At 73.9% G+C, this 19,215-nt stretch carries 20 protein-coding genes; 12 read left to right on the top strand and 8 right to left on the bottom strand.

The window, feature by feature from the left end:
• Positions 1–109 precede the first annotated feature (109 nt).
• The 6 genes from AB0H75_RS09095 to AB0H75_RS09070 all read left to right on the top strand — a co-directional run bounded on the left by AB0H75_RS09095 (position 110) and on the right by AB0H75_RS09070 (position 6,120).
• On the top strand, positions 110–1,051 hold the full coding sequence (locus tag AB0H75_RS09095; protein ID WP_242370833.1) for a ParA family protein: 942 nt from the start codon (positions 110–112) through the stop codon (positions 1,049–1,051).
• Positions 1,048–1,869 carry a ScpA family protein gene (locus AB0H75_RS09090; protein ID WP_367792936.1) on the top strand — a complete coding sequence of 274 codons (822 nt, stop codon included), beginning with the start codon at positions 1,048–1,050 and terminating at the stop codon, positions 1,867–1,869. Before AB0H75_RS09095 ends, AB0H75_RS09090 begins: the two co-directional genes overlap by 4 nt.
• Complete coding sequence (scpB, locus tag AB0H75_RS09085; protein ID WP_367792933.1) at positions 1,862–2,593, top strand: SMC-Scp complex subunit ScpB; 732 nt, start codon at positions 1,862–1,864, stop codon at positions 2,591–2,593. The genes AB0H75_RS09090 and scpB overlap by 8 nt, the downstream gene beginning before the upstream one ends.
• Positions 2,590–4,545, top strand: a complete 1,956-nt coding sequence (locus tag AB0H75_RS09080) for a pseudouridine synthase (protein ID WP_367792930.1) — start codon at positions 2,590–2,592, stop codon at positions 4,543–4,545. Before scpB ends, AB0H75_RS09080 begins: the two co-directional genes overlap by 4 nt.
• A gap of 77 nt (positions 4,546–4,622) precedes the next feature.
• Positions 4,623–4,982, top strand: a complete 360-nt coding sequence (gene aroH / locus AB0H75_RS09075; protein ID WP_367792927.1) for a chorismate mutase — start codon at positions 4,623–4,625, stop codon at positions 4,980–4,982.
• 49 nt (positions 4,983–5,031) lie between these two features.
• Positions 5,032–6,120, top strand: coding sequence for a prephenate dehydrogenase (locus AB0H75_RS09070; protein ID WP_367792924.1), 1,089 nt, complete (start codon positions 5,032–5,034; stop codon positions 6,118–6,120).
• Between the two features lie 151 nt (positions 6,121–6,271).
• Here AB0H75_RS09070 and AB0H75_RS09065 read toward each other — a convergent pair whose 3' ends face one another.
• Genes AB0H75_RS09065 through AB0H75_RS09050 form a run of 4 tightly spaced genes read right to left on the bottom strand, consistent with a single transcriptional unit; the run spans position 6,272 to position 8,546 of the window.
• Positions 6,272–6,466 carry a DUF2795 domain-containing protein gene (locus tag AB0H75_RS09065; RefSeq protein WP_367792921.1) on the bottom strand — a complete coding sequence of 65 codons (195 nt, stop codon included), beginning with the start codon at positions 6,464–6,466 and terminating at the stop codon, positions 6,272–6,274.
• A gap of 20 nt (positions 6,467–6,486) precedes the next feature.
• The gene (locus tag AB0H75_RS09060) at positions 6,487–7,383 is read right to left on the bottom strand and encodes a glycosyltransferase family 2 protein (protein ID WP_367792918.1); all 897 of its coding nucleotides are present in this window, start codon (positions 7,381–7,383) and stop codon (positions 6,487–6,489) included.
• Positions 7,376–7,708, bottom strand: coding sequence for a hypothetical protein (locus AB0H75_RS09055; RefSeq protein WP_367792915.1), 333 nt, complete (start codon positions 7,706–7,708; stop codon positions 7,376–7,378). Before AB0H75_RS09055 ends, AB0H75_RS09060 begins: the two co-directional genes overlap by 8 nt.
• On the bottom strand, positions 7,701–8,546 hold the full coding sequence (locus tag AB0H75_RS09050; RefSeq protein WP_367792912.1) for a glycosyltransferase family 2 protein: 846 nt from the start codon (positions 8,544–8,546) through the stop codon (positions 7,701–7,703). Before AB0H75_RS09050 ends, AB0H75_RS09055 begins: the two co-directional genes overlap by 8 nt.
• Positions 8,547–8,664: 118 nt before the next feature.
• On the opposite strand from AB0H75_RS09050, the gene AB0H75_RS09045 reads away from it, so the two are divergent.
• The 5 genes from AB0H75_RS09045 to aspS all read left to right on the top strand — a co-directional run bounded on the left by AB0H75_RS09045 (position 8,665) and on the right by aspS (position 14,713).
• Complete coding sequence (locus tag AB0H75_RS09045) at positions 8,665–9,498, top strand: TetR/AcrR family transcriptional regulator (protein ID WP_367792909.1); 834 nt, start codon at positions 8,665–8,667, stop codon at positions 9,496–9,498.
• A complete protein-coding gene (locus AB0H75_RS09040) occupies positions 9,495–10,856 on the top strand; it encodes a carotenoid oxygenase family protein (protein WP_367792906.1) in 1,362 nt (453 codons plus the stop codon). The genes AB0H75_RS09045 and AB0H75_RS09040 overlap by 4 nt, the downstream gene beginning before the upstream one ends.
• Positions 10,857–10,959: 103 nt before the next feature.
• Positions 10,960–11,616 carry a (d)CMP kinase gene (gene cmk, locus AB0H75_RS09035; RefSeq protein ID WP_367792903.1) on the top strand — a complete coding sequence of 219 codons (657 nt, stop codon included), beginning with the start codon at positions 10,960–10,962 and terminating at the stop codon, positions 11,614–11,616.
• Positions 11,617–11,658: 42 nt separating this feature from the next.
• Entirely contained in the window at positions 11,659–13,050 is a 1,392-nt protein-coding gene (gene der, locus AB0H75_RS09030) for a ribosome biogenesis GTPase Der (protein WP_367792900.1), read from the top strand.
• A 295-nt stretch (positions 13,051–13,345) separates the two neighbouring features.
• Complete coding sequence (gene aspS / locus AB0H75_RS09025) at positions 13,346–14,713, top strand: aspartate--tRNA(Asn) ligase (protein ID WP_367792897.1); 1,368 nt, start codon at positions 13,346–13,348, stop codon at positions 14,711–14,713.
• 45 nt (positions 14,714–14,758) lie between these two features.
• Here the strand turns inward: aspS and AB0H75_RS09020 are convergent, their stop codons facing one another.
• From AB0H75_RS09020 to AB0H75_RS09010, 3 genes are all read right to left on the bottom strand, one after another.
• Positions 14,759–16,426: an MFS transporter gene (locus AB0H75_RS09020; protein ID WP_367792894.1), complete on the bottom strand. Its 1,668-nt coding sequence runs from the start codon at positions 16,424–16,426 to the stop codon at positions 14,759–14,761.
• Positions 16,423–17,094: an LppX_LprAFG lipoprotein gene (locus AB0H75_RS09015; RefSeq protein WP_367792891.1), complete on the bottom strand. Its 672-nt coding sequence runs from the start codon at positions 17,092–17,094 to the stop codon at positions 16,423–16,425. Before AB0H75_RS09015 ends, AB0H75_RS09020 begins: the two co-directional genes overlap by 4 nt.
• 75 nt (positions 17,095–17,169) lie before the next feature.
• Entirely contained in the window at positions 17,170–17,628 is a 459-nt protein-coding gene (locus AB0H75_RS09010) for a MarR family winged helix-turn-helix transcriptional regulator (protein WP_367792888.1), read from the bottom strand.
• Between the two features lie 33 nt (positions 17,629–17,661).
• Between AB0H75_RS09010 and AB0H75_RS09005 the strand changes: the two genes are divergently transcribed.
• Positions 17,662–18,606, top strand: a complete 945-nt coding sequence (locus AB0H75_RS09005; protein ID WP_367792885.1) for a cation diffusion facilitator family transporter — start codon at positions 17,662–17,664, stop codon at positions 18,604–18,606.
• A 4-nt stretch (positions 18,607–18,610) separates the two neighbouring features.
• Here AB0H75_RS09005 and AB0H75_RS09000 read toward each other — a convergent pair whose 3' ends face one another.
• Complete coding sequence (locus AB0H75_RS09000) at positions 18,611–19,210, bottom strand: 4'-phosphopantetheinyl transferase superfamily protein (RefSeq protein WP_367792882.1); 600 nt, start codon at positions 19,208–19,210, stop codon at positions 18,611–18,613.
• Positions 19,211–19,215 lie beyond the last annotated feature (5 nt).

The raw sequence follows: 19,215 nt of genomic DNA, 5'->3' as shown, positions 1-19,215 counted from the left end.
TCGTTGCGTCGTGTGGCCGCCACGGCGTGCCGCCTTGCCGCGTTAAGTGGTGACGCCATAGTGTCCGTCCGGACGGTCCGGTTCGGGACCGTCAGGGAGGTTCAAGCTGGTGACTGTGGAGACCAAGGGTTCGACCCCGGGGACCCCCGACAACCCCTGGGGCGACACGAAGACCAACGCGCCCTCCAACGGCGTCAACCTGGGGCCCACGCAGCGGCCCCGGCCGGTGTTCCCGGAGCCGGTGCCGCCCGCGGTGCACGGCCCCGCGCGCGTGGTCGCGATGGTCAATCAGAAGGGCGGGGTCGGCAAGACCACGACCACCATCAACCTGGGCGCCGCGCTCGTCGAGTACGGCCTCAAGGTGCTGCTGGTCGACTTCGACCCCCAGGGCGCGCTCTCCGTCGGCCTGGGCATCAACCCGCTCCAGCTCGACCTGACCGTCTACAACCTCCTCATGGAGCGCGGCGTCACCGCCGAGGAGGTGCTGCTGCAGACCGGCGTCGAGGGCCTCGACCTGCTGCCCAGCAACATCGACCTGTCGGCCGCCGAGGTCCAGCTCGTCACCGAGGTCGCCCGCGAGCAGGTGCTCGGCCGCGTGATCAAGCCGCTGCTGCCGCACTACGACGTCTGCCTCATCGACTGCCAGCCGTCGCTCGGCCTGCTCACCATCAACGCCCTGACCTGCGCCCACGGCGTCATGGTGCCGCTGGAGTGCGAGTTCTTCGCCCTGCGCGGCGTCGCGCTGCTCATGGACACCATCTCCAAGGTCCAGGAGCGCCTCAACGAAGACCTGGAGATCGAGGGCCTGCTGGCCACCATGTACGACGCCCGCACCCTGCACGGCCGCGAGGTGCTGGCCCGCGTGGTCGAGGCGTTCGGCGACAAGGTGTTCCACACCGTCATCAACCGGACGGTGCGGTTCCCCGACGCCACCGTCGCCGGCGAGCCGATCACCACCTTCGACCCGTCCTCGCTCGGCGCCAACGCCTACCGCGAGCTGGCCCGCGAAGTGCTCTCGCGCTGGCCGGCACCTGCCACAATGGCCAGGTGACCACCGCCGAGCAGACCGACCCCCCGGGATTCCAGGTCCACCTGGACGTCTTCGAGGGCCCCTTCGATCTGCTCCTCGGCCTCATCGCCAAGCACAAGCTCGACATCACCGAGGTCTCGCTCTCCACGGTCACCGACGAGTTCATCGCCTACATCCGCGCCCGGGGCCCCGAGTGGGACCTCGACCAGACCAGCCACTTCCTGCTGGTCGCCGCCACGCTGCTCGACCTCAAGGCGGCCCGCCTGCTGCCCTCGGGCGAGGTGGAGGACGAGGAGGACCTGGCGCTGCTGGAGGCCAGAGACCTGCTGTTCGCGCGGCTGCTGCAGTACAAGGCGTACAAAGAGGTGGCGAAGATCTTCTCCGGGCTCATGGCGGAGGAGGCGTTGCGCTTCCCGCGTACCGTGCCGATGGAGCCCCAGTTCGCGAACCTGCTGCCCGAGCTGGTGCTCGGCATCGGTCCCGACCAGCTCGCCAGGATCGCCGCCCGGGCCTTCACCCCCAAAGCCCCGCCCACCGTCAGCATCGGGCACATCTACCAGCCGCTGGCCAGCGTGAAGGAGCAGGCCGCGATCCTGGTCATGCACCTGCGCCGGCTGCGCAGGGCCACCTTCCGCGCGCTGGTGGCCGACTGCTCCGGGACCTTCGAGGTCATCGCGCGGTTCCTGGCCGTGCTGGAGCTGTTCCGGGAGTCGGCGGTGACGTTCGACCAGGTGGAGCCGCTGGGCGACCTGCACGTCACCTGGACCGGGGCCGACGACGGGGACGTGGCGGTGGGCGACGACTACGAGGAACCCGCGGAGAGACCACGCCATGACTGACCACCCCGCCCCGCCCTCCGACGAGGAGGGCCGGCACGCGCTGCCCGCCTGGATGACCCTTCCCGGCTCCCTCGTCCAGCCGGAGGACGACCCGCCCCTCCCGCGCGACCCGCCCCTCCCGCCCGGCCCGCCCGGCCCCGCGCCTCGGGCGGAGGAGGACGAGGAGCCGGTCAGGAAGGAAGGGCCGACGCTCCAGGCGGCTCTGGAGGCCATCCTGCTCGTCGTGGACGAGCCCGTCGCCGAGGTGACGCTGGCACAGGTGCTGGAACGGCCCACCCACGAGGTCGCCACGGCGCTGCGCGAGCTGGCGGCGGAATACACCGCCCTCGGACGGGGTTTTGATCTGCGAGAGGTCGCAGGCGGCTGGCGGTTCTACACCCGGGCCGACTGCGCGCCCCTGGTCGAGCGGTTCGTCCGCGACGGCCAGCAGACGCGGCTGACCCAGGCCGCGCTGGAGACCCTCGCGGTCGTGGCCTACCGGCAACCGGTGAGCCGCGCCCGCGTCGCCGCCGTGCGCGGCGTCAACAGCGACGGCGTCATGCGGACGCTCGTCGCCAGGGGGCTGGTCGAGGAGGCCGGCACCGACCCGGAGAGCCAGGCAGTGCTCTACCGGACAAGCTCATACTTCCTTGAACGTCTGGGACTACGGGACCTGAGCGAGCTCCCTGAGCTCGCGCCCTTCCTCCCGGACGACGTGGAAAACCTCGAGGAGACGACAAAGTGATCAACAGGCGAAGCACCCCGTCCGGTGATGGACGCGGTCGTGGACGCACCGGCGGCTCGGACCGTAGTGCCGGCCGCGGCGGGCGTCCCGCCTTCCGCACGGAACGCGACGACCGCGGATACGGCGGCCGCACCGGCGGCGGCCGCGGCGAGCGGTCCTACGGCGACCGCGACCGCGGGTTCGGCGGCGACCGCGACCGCGGGTACGCGAGCGACGGCCGTTCCTCCCGCGACTCCCTCCGCGCCGACCGCTCGGGCGCCCGTTCCCGGTACGGCAGGCGCGACGGCGACGGCGAGGGCCGCTATACCCGCGAGAACCGCCCCGCGAGCCGTCCCGAGGGCCGCTACGGCAACCGTTCCGAGGGCCGTTCCGAGGGCCGCTACGGGAACCGTTCCGAGGGCCGTTCCGAGAGCCGCTACGAGGGCCGTTCCGAGGGCCGTTCCGGGAGCCGCTACGAGGGCCGTTCCGGCAGTCGCTACGCGAGCGGCGACCGCGAGCGCGGCTCCTGGTCGCGCGGTGACCGCGACACTAGGGACGCCCGCGGCGACCGGCCCGCCCGCCCCGCCCGTGACGACAGGTACGGCCGCGACGACCGGCCCGCCCGCGGCGACCGCTACGACCGCGGCCCCCGCCCCGAGTACACCCGTTCCGAGTACGACCGCGGCACCCGCTCCGAGCGCCCGCGCGGCGAGGGCTTCGGCCGCCCGCGCGGCGACCGCGACGCTGACCGCGGCGGCTACCGCTCCGACCGCTACGAGCGCTCCGACCGCCGCGACGACCGCGCCGGCTCGCGTCCCGAGCGCCGCGACGACCGGGGCGATTACCGTTCCGACCGCCGTGACGACCGCCGTGACGACCGCCGTGGCCACGGCTCCGACCGCCGCGACGACCGGGGCGGCTTCCGGGCCGACCGCGGTGGGCGCAGGGAGGACGCCGCCTCGCGGGACACGTCCGCCACGCGCTCGCGTTACGGCAGGCGCGACGGCGACGCCCCCCGGGCCGCCGTCCGGGCCACCGGCCGTGGCACCAGGCGCGACGACGTCCAGACGGTCGGCAGGATCGGCCGGCCCGACAGGCCCGACAGGCCGGCGCGGCCGGCCGGCACCGCCACGAGCAGGGGCCCCGGCAGCCCCCAGCAGGACCGCATCAAGGCGGCCCGCCAGCCCATCCGCGACCGCGACCTCTACCCCGAGGGCTACACCGACGAGCGCGACACCACCGAGGTCCCCGACGGCGTCCGGCTGCAGAAGGTGCTCGCCCAGGCGGGCGTGGCCAGCCGCCGGGCGTGCGAGGAGATGATCGGTGACGGCCGGGTCACCGTGGACGGCCAGGTCGTCCGCCGCTTCGGCGCCAAGGTGGACCCTGCCAAGCAGGTCATCCACGTCGACGGCAAGCGCGTCCCGACCGCCCCCGACCTGGTGTACTACGCGCTCAACAAGCCCATCGGCGTCGTGTCCACCATGGACGACCCGCAGGGCCGCCCGTGCCTGGCCGACTACGTCCAGGAGCTGGCCCCGAGGCTGTTCCACGTGGGCCGGCTCGACACCGAGACCGAGGGCCTGCTGCTGCTCACCAACGACGGCGAGCTGGCCAACCGGCTGACCCACCCCAGCTACGGCGTGCAGAAGAAGTACTGGGCGAAGGTCCCCGGCCCGATCCCCAAGGACCTCGGGCGCCGGCTCAAGCAGGGCATCGAGCTGGAGGACGGCATCGTCAGGGCCGACAGCTTCACCATCGTGCAGGAGCACGGCCAGCAGGCGCTGGTCGAGGTCGTCCTGCACGAGGGCCGCAAGCACATCGTCCGGCGCATGCTGGAGGAGGCCGGGCACCGGGTCATCGACCTGGCCAGGATCGAGTTCGGCCCGGTCAAGCTGGGCCGCACCAAGCCGGGCACGTTCCGCGCGCTGACCCTGAAGGAAGTCGGCGAGCTGTACGCGGCCGTGAAGCTGTAATCTGTCCCAACGCAGGAGCCCGTGCGTGGTTCGTCCCGCACGGGCTCTCCCGCTCTCTCAGAAGGGGACGAGACCACATGGTGCGGGCGGTCCGCGGGGCGATCCAGGTGGACGCCAATGATCGTGCCTCCATCATCGAGGGCACGACCGAGCTGGTCAGCACCCTCATGGAGCGCAACCGGCTGACCACGGACGACGTGATCAGCGTGCTGTTCACGGCCACGCCCGACCTGACGGCCGAGTTCCCCGCGCTCGCGGCCCGCAAGCTGGGCTTCCACGAGGTGCCGCTGATCTGCTGCACCGAGATCGACGTGCCGGGCGCGCTGCCGCGCGTGGTGCGCCTCATGGCCCACATCGAGACCGAGCGCCCGCGTTCGGAGATCCACCACGTCTACCTGCGCGGCGCGGTGGCGTTGCGGCAGGACATCGCGCAGTAGGGGCAGCAGGGCGCGCCTCACCAGGACCTCGACACTCCAGGACATCGAGATGGAACTTCGCACCGTGCTCGTCGTCGGCACCGGTCTCATCGGCACCAGCGCGGCGCTGGCGCTGCGCAGGCACGACGTGCGGGTCCTGCTCGCCGACCGCGACCCGGGAGCCGTGCGGCTGGCCCGGGAGCTGGGCGCGGGCGAGGAGTGGACGCCGGACGACCCGCCCGCCGAGGGCGTGGACCTGGCGGTGATCGCGGTGCCGCCGGCGTTCGTGGCGAGCGAGCTGCTGGAGCTGCAGCGGCACGGGGTGGCGCGGTTCTACACGGACGTGGCCAGCGTCAAGGCCGAGCCCATCGCCCGCGCCCGGCAGCTCGGCTGCGACCTGGCGTCCTACGTCGCCTCCCACCCGCTGGCCGGGCGCGAGAGGTCCGGTCCCGGCGCCGCCCGCGAGGACCTGTTCCTGGGCCGCCCGTGGGCGCTGTGCCCCACCGAGCAGGCCGGCCCCGAGGCGAAGGCCGCCGTGCTGCGGCTGGTCGAGCTGTGCGGGGCCAACCCGGTCGAGGTGGACGCCGGCGAGCACGACCGCGCGGTGGCCGTCGTCTCCCACGCGCCGCACGTCACCGCCTCCGCCGTGGCCGCGCGCCTGGCCGACGCCACGGACGTCGCGCTCGGCCTGGCCGGCCAGGGCGTCCGGGACGTCACCAGGATCGCCGGCAGCGACCCGGGGCTGTGGCTGGGCATCCTGTCCGGCAACGCCACGCCGGTCGCCGAGGTGCTGGAGGCCGTCGCGCGGGACCTGACCGAGGCCGCCGGCGCGCTGCGCGCCCTGGCCGAGGGCGACGGCACCGCCACCCAGGAGATCACCCAGCTGCTCAAGCGGGGCGTGGCCGGGCACGACCGCATCCCCGGCAAGCACGGCGGGCCGGCCTCCGCCTACGTGGCCGTCCAGGTCGTCATCGGCGACCGTCCCGGCCAGCTCGCGCGGCTGTTCCAGGTGTGCGACGAGGTCGGCGTCAACGTCGAGGACGTCCGCCTGGAGCACGCGCCCGGGCTGCCGCTGGGCATCGCCGAGCTGTCCGTGCAGCCCGACGCCGCCACCGCGCTCACCGCGGCCCTGCGCGAGCGGGGCTGGCAACTGCCCTGACGGCGACGCCGGGCGCCCGAGCCCGGCGACGGCGGCCGTTGGGCGCCCAGGCCCGGCGACGGCGGCCGTTGGGCGCACGGGCCCGGCGGCCTCAGCCCGGCGGTGGCGCGCGCGGCGGGTGTCGGTGGCCCGCCGCCGCGCGGGTCTCAGCTCACTTCTTGGTGACCGCCTGGCTGACGGCGTTCGGGCCGTCGTACTCGCGGTCCGGCATGCCCTCCAGGGCCTTGATGATGTCGTCGTCCGCGCCGTGCTCGCGGGCGGTCCTGACCAGGTCGTCCTTGCTGGCCGGATAGTCCACCCCGCTCAGGTGCTTCTGGAGCTGGATCGGATTCGGTGCTGTAGTCATACCGGCCTGCTGCCCGTCGTTCACGAGACGTAACGGCGGGCCTTGGAAGCCGCCTGCGCCGCCTCCAGGCTGGCCAGCCTGGCCTCCACCCGTGGCGGGACGCGCCGCCGCTCGGCCAGCACCCACGGCAGGCCGCGCAGCGCGTCCAGGGCGGCCAGGGCCGAGACGCGGTCGCGCGGCACCGTCCTGGCCAGGTGCGCCGTCCGGCGCAGCGCCGCGCGCACCGGCCGGCGCAGCCAGGTGAACCACAGCGTGTTGCGGATGCCGACGCGGCGCCGGTGGTGGGCGTCCCTGTTGCGCGAGGCGCGGTGGTGGACGGTCAGCTCCTCCAGGTAGCACAGCTCCCAGCCGGCGGTGGCCAGGTCCACGGCCAGCAGCTCCTCCTCGCCGCCCAGCCACAACCGGCGGCTGAAGCCGCCGCACCCCAGGAACGCCTCCCGGCGCAGCACCGACGCGCCGGCCAGGAAGCTGCCCAGCGCCGGGCCGGGCAGCCAGGCGGGGCCGGGGACGGGGGAGTCGCGCAGCTCCGCCACGATCGGGTCCTCGCGGGCGCCGGGCTCGGCCAGGATCCTGGCCGTGATGACGGCCAGGCGGGGATGGGCGTCGAGCACGTCGGCGGCCCGGGACAGCGAGCCGGGCTCCCACCAGGTGTCGTCGTCGGCGAAGGCCACGTACGGGGTGCTCAGGCGCTCCGCGCCCACGTTGCGGCCGACCGCGCCCAGGTTCTCCCGCAGCGCGACCACCTCCGCCTCCGGGTACGCCGCCGCGACCGCGCGGGCGGTGCCGTCGGTGGAGCCGTTGTCCACGAGCACGACGTGCGGGCGCTCGGGCAGGGCGAGCAGCCGGCCGACCGACTCCAGCGCCTCCTCCCGGCGGTTCCACGTGATGACGACCGCCCCGACCCGCCGGTCACCCATGACCCCATCCCCACGCCCGGGCCCCGGCCACCCGCTCCAGGCCGGTCGTGCCGGCCTGCCACACCGGGCCGGTCGCGTCGGAGCGCCATCCCGGGCCGGGCATCCCGGCCTGCCACGTCAGGTCGGTGGCGCGGGCCTGCCGCTTGAGACAGACGGCGGGCACGTGCGGCCCCACCGGCCGGGCCGCCTGCGCGTGCCGCGCCGTGCAACCGGCTCGCGCCCGCCCCCGGCCGGTCGCGCGGCCCGTCGCGTGGGCGGGCGTCCAGGAAGGGTCGGCGTGCGGGGGTCGTCGCGGTGGGTCGGGATGCGGGCTCCGGTCAGCCATCGATGCGCTCCAGCAGGCGGCGGTCACGTTCCACGGACGGTGGGAGGGCACGGCGGGCGGCCAGCGCCCGGGGCAGTCGGGGGACGGCGGCACGCAGGCCCTTCCAGCCCGCGGGCCCCCGGCGCAGGGCGTCGAGGAGGCGGCGGGCCACCACCGGCCACGGGCGGCGCAGCACGGCGGTCAGGAACGCGTTGCGGGCGGCCAGCGCCTGCCGTCCCCGCCGGTCCCGGGAAGGGGAGGGGTGGTGGTGGGCCACGACGTCGTCCACGTACGCCAGCCCCCATCCCCGCGCCGCCAGGTCCACGGCCAGCCGTTCCTCCTCCCCGAAGAAGAAGATCACCTCGTCGAACCCGCCCGCCTCCAGGAACGCCTCCCGCCGCACCACGACCCCGCACGCCAGGAACCCCAGCACGCTCGGCCCCGGCAGGTCCGGCTCGACGCCGAGCGGCGAGCGGGCCATCTGCTCCGACACCGGGTCCAGCCGCTCCTCCGGCCCGACCAGCACGCGCGCGCCCAGCAGGGCCAGCCGGGGATGGGCGTCGAGTACGTCGGCCGCGCGCGTCAGCGCCCCCGGCGCCCACCAGGAGTCGTCGTCGGCGAAGGCCACGTACGGTGTCTCGGCCAGGCGGACGCCGAGGTTGCGCGCGGGCGCGCCCAGGTTCTCGCCCGCCTCGACCACCCGCACGTCCGGGAAGTGCTTGCGGACGAAGCCCACCGTCCCGTCGCGGGAGCCGTTGTCGATGAGGATCACCGGGCGCGGGTGCAGGGGCAGCGAGCGGGCCAGCGCCCGCAGCCTGTCCTTGCTCGCCACCACGACGGTGACCCGAGCTTCGCTCACAACAGAGCACTTACCGCCCGTGCCGTCCTTAGTCATGGGCCGCGGGGTTGAAAGGTGGCGGGCGGAGGCGTACAAAGGAGGGTAACAACGTTACCGAGAAGAAACGGTGTTACCCGGCATGGCGGCTACCGCGTACCAGCAGGCCCAACGGGAAGGGCAGGACGTCGTGCGGACGGCGATCCTCGACGCCGCCAAGCACCTCCTCGTCACCGAGGGCCCGGGCGCGCTGACCGTGCGGCGCATCGCCGGCGAGGTCGGCTGCTCGACCAAGGTCATTTACACCCTGTTCGGCGGCAAGGACGGGCTCAGCGAGGCGTTGTGGCTGGAGGGGTTCGCCCGCTTCGAGCGGCGGCTGCGCGCCGTGCCCGGCGGCGGCGGCGACCCGCTGGCGAGCCTGCGCGCCGGCCTCGACGCCTACCGCGACTACGCGCTCGCCGAGCCCGACTACTACCGGGTCATGTTCCAGAGCGCCATGTCCGGCTTTCGTCCCGGGCCCGACGCCGTGACGGCCGCCCGCCGGTCGTTCGACCTGCTGGTCAGCAGCGTGCGGGCCTGCACGGAGCCGGGCCTGCTGCGCGGCGGCACCGCCGAGGAGATCGCCGACCTGCTGTGGATGGCCGTGCACGGCGCGGTGAGCCTGGAGATCACCGGCTTCTTCCGCGAGCCCGAGTCCGGCCGGCGCTACCGCGCCCTGTACTCCGCCGTCCTCGCCCCCTTCCTGCTGCCTCCCGACCTGCCCGACGACCTGCCCGACGACCTGCCCCCTGAGCCGCCCCGCGACCTGCCCCGCGATCTGCCTTCCGAGCTGCCCGGCACTGGATCCGGCACCGGGCCCGGCACCGGGCCCGGCGAAGTGCCCGGCGAAGTGCCCGGCGAAGTGCCCGGCATCCAGCCCGGGGCCCGGTTCGGCGGTCGGCCCGCCCTGGAACCCGAGGAAAGGACCACGCCATGACCACCACTCCCTACCGGGGCGGTTTCGCGCCCGTCGCCGAGGAGATCACCGCCTTCGACCTGGAGGTCACCGGCCGCATCCCGGCCGAGCTGGCCGGCCGCTTCCTGCGCAACGGCCCCAACCCGCTCAGCCTGGACGACCCGGGCGCGAGCCACCTGTTCATGGGCGACGGCATGGTCCACGGGGTGCGGCTGCGCGACGGCCGCGCCGAGTGGTACCGCAACCGCTGGGTACGCAGCGACGAGGTCGCCCGGCGGCTCGGCGAGCCGGCCCGGCCCGGGCCCACGCACGGCGGTATGGACTTCGCCGCCAACACCCACGTCATCGGCCTGGCCGGGCGGACGTTCGCGACCGTCGAGGCGGGCGCGCTGCCGTACGAGCTGAGCTACGAGCTCGACACGGTCGGCCGTTGCGATTTCGGCGGCGGCCTGCCCGGCGGGTTCGCCGCCCACACCCACGCCGACCCGGCCACGGGCGAGCTGCACGCCGTGGCGTACTTCTTCGGCTGGGACCACCACCAGCACCTCGTCCTCGGCCCCGACGGCACGGTGCGGCAGGTGCGCGACATCCCGATCGCCGACGCGCCGATGTTGCACGACTTCGCCCTCACCGAGCGGTACGTCGTGCTCTACGACCTGCCCGTCACCTTCAGCGCGGAGCACGCCGAGAAGGGCGCCCCGCTGCCGTACGCCTGGAACGAGGACCACGGCGCCCGGCTCGGCCTGCTGCCCCGCGACGGCGGCGAGGTGCGCTGGCTCGACGTGGAGCCGTGCTGGGTCTTCCACACGCTCAACGCCTACGACGACGGCGACGAGGTGGTGGTGGACGTCGTCCGCTACCCCAAGCGCTTCGTGGACGCCCGGCTCGACCTGGGCGGCATCCCCACGCTCGACCGCTGGCGCCTCGACCCGGCGACCGGCAAGGTCACCGCCACCCGGCTCGACGACCGCGCCCAGGAGTTCCCGCGCATCGACGAGCGGCGCACCGGCCGCCCCCACCGCTACGGCTACACCGCCGTCGCCCGCGACATCAACGACGTGGTGAGCCCCGCCGAGACCGAGCTGGAGGACCTGCCTGACGAGGCGTTCGACAACACGCTCATCAAGCACGACCTCGTGCGCGGCACGCAGGAGACCCGGCGGTTCGGACGAGGGGCGTACGTGGGCGAGCCGGTCTTCGTCCCGGCGGGCGAGGCCGAGGACGACGGCTACGTGATGACGTTCGTCAACAACCCCGACCGGGGAGCGGCCGACCTGGTCATCGTCTCCGCGCAGGACTTCACCGGCGCGCCGGTCGCCACCGTGCACCTGCCCGCCCGCGTCCCGCTCGGCTTCCACGGGAGCTGGCTCGCCGACTGAACCGGCTCCCTGACTGAACCGGCTCCCTGACCGGGCCGGATCGCCGACCGGGCCGGAAGCGGTAGCCTCTTCACGTCGAAACACACGTGCAGAGGGAGAGGCCGTGACCGGTCTGGTCGTCGCCATGGACGGTCCTTCGGGGTCGGGCAAGTCGAGCGTGTCGCGCGGGGTCGCCCGCGCGCTGGGCCTGCGTTATCTCGACACCGGGGCCATGTACCGCGCGATGACCTGGTGGATGCTCCGGCAGGGCGTCGATCTCGCCGACCCGGCCGCGATCGCCGCCCGCTGCGGCGAGCCCGGCATCGTCTCCGGCACCGACCCCGACGGCCCGGCCATCCACGTCGACGGCGTCGACGTCGCGGGCCCGATCAGGGAGGGCGAGGTGACCGGGGCGGTCTCCGTCGTCGCCGCCGTGCCCGAGGTGCGGGCGCGGATGGTCGCGCTCCAGCGCGAGATCATCGGCGCCGGCGGCATCGTCGTCGAGGGCCGCGACATCGGCTCCGTCGTCTGCCCCGAAGCCCCCGTCAAGATCTACCTGACGGCCAGCGCGGAGGCCCGCGCCCGCCGGCGCACCGCCGAGCTGGCGGGCACGACGGTGGAGGCGCAGCAGGAGGCGATGGCCAGGCGTGACACCCTGGACTCAACACGTAAGACCGACCCGCTCTCGATGGCGGCTGGCGCCGTCGAGCTCGACACCACCGCGCTGACCCTCGACGAGGTGATCGCGGAGGTGCTGAGGCTGGTCAAGGAGCGCACCTGATGACCATGTCAGGCGCGGTACTCACACAAAGGACGAAATATCGTGTCAACGGGGGACTGGGTCGAGGCTGAGTTCGACGACCTTGAGATCACCGAGCACGGCGACAACACGCCGCTGCCCGTCGTCGCCATCGTAGGACGCCCGAACGTCGGCAAGTCCACGCTGGTCAACCGCATCATCGGCCGCCGCGAGGCGGTCGTCGAGGACGTGCCGGGCGTCACCCGCGACCGCGTCACGTACGAGGCCAACTGGAGGGGCCGCCGCTTCACCGTCGTCGACACCGGCGGCTGGGATCCCGACGCCACCGGCATGGGCCTGCGCATCGCCGAGCAGGCCCAGGTCGCCGTCGAGCTGGCCGACGTGATCGTGTTCGTGGTGGACGCCACCGTGGGCGCGACCGACGCCGACGAGATCGTCGGCTCCGTGCTGCGCCAGTCGGGCAAGCCGGTCGTCCTGGCCGCCAACAAGGTCGACAACCAGCAGCTCGAACTGGAGGCGGCCGCGCTGTGGGCGCTCGGTCTCGGCGAGCCCTACCCCGTCTCGGCCCTGCACGGCCGGGCCAGCGGCGACCTGCTCGACATCGTGCTCGACCTGCTGCCCGAGACGCCGCGCGTCACCTTCGAGGCCGAGCGCGGCCCGGCCCGCGTCGCGCTGCTCGGCAAGCCCAACGTCGGCAAGTCCTCGCTGCTCAACAAGCTCGCCGGCGAGGAGCGGGTCCTGGTCGACCCGATGGCGGGCACCACCCGCGACCCGGTGGACGAGCTGGTCGAGCTGGGCGGGCGCACCTGGCGCTTCATCGACACCGCCGGCATCCGCAGGCGCGACCGCGAGCTGCAGGGCGCCGACTTCTACGCCGCCATGCGCACCCGCGCCGCGCTGGAGCGCTCGGAGGTGGCGATCGTGCTCATCGACGCCAGCCAGCCGCTCACCGAGCAGGACCTCCGCATCATCGGCCTGGTCATCGAGTCCGGGCGGGCCATGGTGGTCGCCTTCAACAAGTGGGACCTCGTCGACGAGGACCGCCGCTACTACCTGGAGAAGGAGATCGACCGGCAGCTCGTACGCACCCCGTGGGCGCTGCGGGTCAACATCTCGGCCAAGACCGGGCGGCACGTCGACCGGCTGGTCCCGGCGCTGGAGAAGGCGCTCGACTCGTGGTCCACGCGGGTGCCGACGGCGCGGCTCAACGCCTTCCTCACCGAGCTGGTGCAGCAGACGCCGCCGCCGGTGCGGGGCGGCAAGCAGCCGAAGATCCTGTTCGCCACGCAGGCGTCGACCGAGCCGCCCAAGTTCGTGCTGTTCACCTCCGGCTGGCTGGAGGACACCTACCGGCGTTTCGTCGAGCGGCGCATCCGCGAGGAGTTCGGCTTCGCGGGCTCGCCCATCGAGGTCACCATGAAGATCAGGGAGAAGCGCCCGAAGAAGGACAAATAACGTTTGCGCCGCGGGGGGCCGGCTCCTAAGATCGGCGGCAACGCGTTGAGGGAGACGAGTAGCCGCGGACCCGCACGGGTCCAGAGAGCCGCCGGTAGCTGGAAAGGCGGCCCCGCGCCCCGCGGCGAAGACACTCCTGAGCGCGGGGAGGAAATGCCCCGCCGGCCTGACCCCCGTCATCGGGTCCTCACGAGGCCGCCTCGCTCCGGCGGGGCGGCGAAAGTGCGGTGGCACCGGGAGCTCCCTTCTCCCCCGCACTCCCAAGGGATCACGCATATTCCGCAGAGGAGTTGTGATGATCTCTCGTGTCCTGTCCGCGGAGCTCGCCGAGCACGCGGGACGACGAGTGACGATCGCCGGCTGGGTCCATCGCCGCCGGCACCTGAAATCCGTGTCCTTCCTCGTGGTCCGGGACCGCGCCGGGCTCGCCCAGGTCGTCCACGGCCACCCCGGTCCCGCCCGGACGGCCGGGGACCACACCGGAAACCACACCGGGGGCTACGCCGAGAGCCACGTCGAGAGCCACGTCGAGGGCGCCCCGGCGGCCGGTGGCGGGTTGCCGGGGGAGGAGAGCGTCGTCCGGGTCACCGGCACCGTGACGCTCCAGCCCCAGGCGCCCGGCGGCGTCGAGCTGACCGAGCCGGAGATCGAGGTGCTGGCCGAGCCCGGCACGCCGCCCCCGTTCGACCTCTACCGGCCGGTGGTGCCCGCCTCGCTGCCGACGATCCTCGACCACGCGCCGGTCGCGCTGCGCCATCCGCGGCTGCGGGCGCCGCTGGAGATCTCGGCCGCGAGCGTGGCCGGGTTCCGCGAGGCGCTCGACCGGCTCGGCTTCACCGAGATCCACACCCCGAAGATCGTCGGCTCGGCCACCGAGTCGGGGGCGAACGTCTTCGGCATCGACTACTTCGGCCGGCCCGCCTACCTCGCCCAGTCGCCGCAGTTCTACAAGCAGGCCATGGTGGGGGTGTTCGAGCGGGTCTACGAGGTCGGGCCGGTCTTCCGGGCCGAGCCGCACGACACCGTACGCCACCTCGCCCAGTACACCAGCCTCGACGCCGAGCTGGGCTTCGTCACCGACCACCGGGACGTCATGGCCGTGCTGCGGCAGGCGGTGGCGGGCATGATCGAGTCCGTACGCCACCGGGCCGCGCCCGCCGTCGGCCTGCTCGGCGTCGCGCTGCCCGAGGTGCCCGCCGAGATCCCGGCCGTGCACTTCACCGAGGCGCAGCGGCTCACCTCCTCCGACGAGCCGGACCTGGCTCCGGCGCAGGAGCGGTGGCTGTCGGAGTGGGCGCTGCGGGAGCACGGGTCGGAGTTCCTGTTCGTCACCGGCTACCCCATGGCCAAGCGGCCCTTCTACACCCACCCCGACCCCGCGAGGCCCGGCTACTCCAACGGCTTCGACCTGCTGTTCCGCGGGCTGGAGCTGGTGACGGGCGGGCAGCGGCTGCACCGGTACGAGGACTACACGGCGGCGCTGGCCGCCCGCGGGGAGCCGGCCGCGGCGTACGAGGGTTACCTCCAGGCGTTCCGGTACGGGATGCCGCCGCACGGCGGGTTCGCGCTGGGCCTGGAGCGGTGGACGGCACGGCTGACGGGCGCGGCCAACATCCGCGAGACCACGGCCTTCCCCCGCGACCTCCACCGCCTGTCTCCCTGACGGAAGCACTCGGCCCGCCCCGGCCCGAGGGAAGGGGCGGGCCGGTCAGCGGGTCTCGGCGGCCGGGTCCGGGGCCTGGACGGCGGCCGGCACGCGGGGCGGGCGGCGCGGCATGAGGACGGCGACCGCCCCGCCCGCCAGGCAGACGAACGCGGTGACGAGGAACATCTCGGTGTACTCCACGTGCAACGCCGCCTGCACCCGGGCGGTGTACTCGGCGAGCTGCCGCTGGTAGGTCGCCGCGTCCACCCCGAAGGGCAGCGGCGTGTCCAGGTGGGCCGTCAGCGACTGGAACCGGTGGAACCCCCACGCCGACACCGTCGCGATGCCGATCAGCATGCCCATCATCCTGGCCACCACGACCGCCGCCGAGGCCACGCCGTGCTGGGCCGCCCGGCTCGCCCGCAGCACCGCCGACGACACCGGGGCGACCACCAGGCCCAGGCCGAGCCCGGCCACCACCAGGTCGGCGTCCACGACCAGCCCCGCGCCGGCCGGCTCCAGGGGCCAGCGGCTCATCAGCCAGTAACCGGCGGCCGCCAGCACCATGCCGGCCACCGCCACGCCCCGCTCGCCCAGCCGCCGGGCCAGGAGCCCGCCGAGCAGCGCCCCCACGGTCAGCGCGACCAGGAACCTGGCCAGCACGAACGCCGCCCCCAGCTCGTCCCGCCCCATGAGGGTCTGCGCGGTGAGCGGCACGAACACCATCGTGACCAGCAGCGCCGCCCCCGCCAGGAAGCTCACGCCCAGCGTCGCCAGCAGCGGGCCCTTGCGGACGCCGGTCAGGTCGAGGAGCCGGACCGGGGAGCGGATCTCCCACCACACGAACACCCCGGCCGCCAGCGCGCCCGCCGCGATCAGCGGCGCCCCCCAGGGCGGCAGGAACGCCTTGGCCGGGTCGGGGTTGTAGAGCCCGGCGACGAGCAGCGCCAGCGCCAGCGCCAGCAGGGCCGCACCGGCCCCGTCCACCCGCCGCCCTGCCGCGCCGGCCCCGTCCACCCGCTGCTCCGTCGCGCCGGCCCCGTCCACCAGTCGTCCTGCCGCGCCGGCCGGGCCCGCCGGCGGGCGTTCGCCGTCGGACGGGGACAGCCCGGGGCCAGAGCGGCCCCCAGCGCCCGCCCGGCCGGGGAGCGCGAGCTGGACCGCCAGGGCCGCGAGCGCCGCCAGCGGCACGTTGATCCAGAAGATGGCGTGCCAGCCGCCCAGCTCCACCCCCGCCACCACGACCGCCGGCACCTGCGCCAGCAGCCCGCCGTACAGCGGCCCGACCGCCGAGCCCAGCTCCTGCGCCGCGCCCACCGCGCCCAGCGCCACGGGCCGTTCCCGCTCGTCCCACAGGTCGCCGATGAGCGCCATCGTGATCGGCAGCAGCGCCCCGCCGGCGATGCCCTGCACGGTACGCCCGGCCACCACCATCACCTCGCCGGCCGCCAGCGCCGTCAGCACCGAGCCGAGCGCGAACGCCGCCAGGCAGGCATGGATCAGCGGCCGCCGCCCGAACCGGTCGGACAACTGCCCGAGCAGCGGCATCGCCGCGATGTAGCCCAGCAGGAACCCGGTGACGATCGGCGTGGCCCGCTCCAGGCGGTTGAGCGGCACGCCGACGTCCCCGGCGATCTCGACGAGCACGGTCACCACGACGTACGCGTCGAGCGCGGCCAGCAGCACCACCGCGCCGCCCGCGCCGAGCACGACCCGCCGGGCGGCGCTCATGAGCCGGCGGGCGGCGTGATCGTCACCGGCGCGTCGTAGTCGCTGAAGGACACCGTCACCGTGCCGCCCCGCAGCGGCAGGCTCGCCCTGGTGAGCCTGCTGGTGGCCTGGTCGATCCAGACCTTGCCGTTCACGTCCTGCGAGACCCCGGGCACGATGTCCTTGACCACCTGCGCGGGGAAGGTCGTGGCGACCCGGTACGCGCCGTCCTCGACGCCCTCCACCTTGGGGTTGACCGCCGAGGACAGCAGCTTCGCGATGCCCTTCGTGGGCTCCAGGATCACCGACGGATCGTAGAACTGCGCGAGCTGCTGCCGGGTCATCTTCTGGAAGCCGCCCGTCGGCCCCTTGAAGTGCACGGTGTCGCCGACGAGGGCGAAGGTGACCTCCTGCAGGTTGCCCAGGATGTCGATCGTGAGCGTGCCGTCGGCGTCACCGCCGGCGGTGAGCCGGCCGTCGGCCTTGCGCAGCGGCACGTTGGGCTTGCCCTCGGTGGCGATCGAGAAGGCGGCCGACTTGACCGCCTTCATGGCCCCGGCGGCCTTCGTCATGAGGTCGGGGCCGGCGGGCAGCTCGTCCCCGCCCCCGCCCCCACCGCCCGACGAGCAGGCCGCCGAGCAGGCCGAGAAAAGCGCGAGAACCGCCACGATCAGAAATCTTCTGAGCATGAGCGGATCGTAGCGACCGGGGGTCGAGGCCGCGCGCCGTCGCGGATATCGGTCGGGTATCGGGCCCCGCCGCGCTCAGCGCAGCTTCTTGAGCTGCTCCACGAGCGGCGCGTACGCCGCCTCGATCGCCTGGAGCTGGTCGTCGCTGAGCCGGTCCACGAAGTGCTCGCGCACGCTCGCCACGTGGAACGGGGCCACCCGCTGGATGGTCTCCCAGCCCTCGTCGGTCAGCACGGCGAAGGTGCCCCGCCGATCGTCGCGGCAGTCCTCCCGTTTGACCAGGCCCTTGGCCTCCATGCGGGAGATCTGGTGGGACAGGCGGCTGCGCGACTGGATCGTGGCGTCGGCCAGGTCGCTCATGCGCATGCGGCGCCCCGGGTTCTCCGACAGGTTGACCAGGATCTCGTAGTCGTTCAGCGACAGGGAGTGCTCCTGCAGCTCGCGGTCGAGCCGGTGCATGAGCAGCTTGTGCAGCGCCAGATGCGTGCGCCAGGCACGCTGTTCGGCGGATGAAAGCCAGCGAGGCGCGCTCATGATCTCCAATGTAGCGCACGTAGAGTGAACGTCATGGCGGACAGCTCGACTGACAAGAACGGAGACAGTCTCGGCACCGTGCTCGTGGCGGGCGCGGCCAACCTGACCATCGCCCTGGCCAAGCTGGTCGCGGGCCTGCTCAGCGGCTCGGCGGCGATGCTGTCGGAGGCCGCGCACTCGGCCGCCGACACCGTGACCGAGCTGCTGCTGCTGGTCGCGGTGCGCCGCTCCGGCCGGCCCGCCGACCGGCGCCACCCGTTCGGGCACGGCAAGGCCGGGTTCTTCTGGGCCATGATGGCGGCGGTGGCCACGCTCGTGGGCGGCGCGGGCTTCTCGATCACCCACGGCGTGCACGAGATCAGCCACGGCGAGCGGCTCGGCGCCCTGGGCCTGTCCTACATCGTGCTGGCCGTCTCCTTCGTCATCGAGTCCGTCTCGTTCGCCAAGGCGTACGCGCAGGTACGCTCCGAGGCCGCCCGCCACCAGATCAGACCGCTGCGGCTGGTGCGCGTCACCTCCGACACCGCGCTCAAGGCCGTGGTGTTCGAGGACGCGGCCGCGCTGGTCGGGCTGGTGATCGCGGGCGGCGGGCTGCTCGGCTCGCAGCTCACCGGCTCGGCCCTGTGGGACGGCCTGGCCTCGGTCGCGATCGGCGTGCTGCTGCTGCTCGTCGCGCTCACCCTGATCCAGTCGAACCTGTCGCTGCTCATCGGCCAGGCCGCGCCGCCGGGCATGGAGACCGGCATCCGCGCGGTGCTGCTCGCCCAGCCGGAGGTCGAGGACGTCGTCCAGCTCCTCACCATGATGATCGGCCCCGGCGACGTGCTGGTCGCCGCCAAGATCGACTTCAGGGACGAGGCCAGCGCGGCCGGCGTGGAGGTCGCCTGCGACGAGGTGGACCGGCGGCTGCGCGAGCAGTTCCCCGCCGTCAGCCTGGTCTTCCTCGACCCGACCCCGACCCGCCGCTCCCCGGCCTGACCTCTCACCCCGGCCCGGGGACCGGCACCCGGCGGGCGGGGAAGTCGGTGACCACCGCCACCCTGATGTCCGGGGCGGCGCTCCACTCCAGCAGGTGGCGGCCGGTCAGGTCGTCGCCGCCGGAGCCGATCCGGTCCAGCGACAGCTCGCCCCGCTTGATCAGCGCCTCCTTGCGGGTCCAGCGGCGGATCAGCTCGTCGTTGCCGGTGACCAGGGCGCGCTCGCGCGGCGTGAGCACCCGCTCGGCCAGCGCCTCGTCCATCGGGCCCGGCGGCACGCGCTCGGCGTCCGCGCCGACCCTGCCGGGGCCCGCGGCGGCGCAGACGTACCCGCGGGTGTGGCTGAGGCTCAGCCCCAGCTCGGGGGCCTGCTCGATGTACGGCCTGCCGTGGCCGGGGCCGTGCACCTCGCAGACCTGCAGCAGCGTCAGGCCGGCCGGGTCGGTGCCGTCGCCGAGCGCGGCGGCCGCGCAGAGCCGCGCCAGCAGGTGGGCGGCCACGAACGTGGCGCGGTCCGCCTCGAACCGGAACCGCGCGGCGCGTTCCCGTTCCACCTCGGTGAGCCAGTGTTCGGGCGCGCGCACCTCGTCCGGGTGGCCGCCCATCGCCA

This window comes from Nonomuraea sp. NPDC050783, from assembly GCF_040802095.1.
Lineage (GTDB): Bacteria > Actinomycetota > Actinomycetes > Streptosporangiales > Streptosporangiaceae > Nonomuraea.
This window is presented reverse-complemented; position numbering and strand designations above follow the sequence as displayed.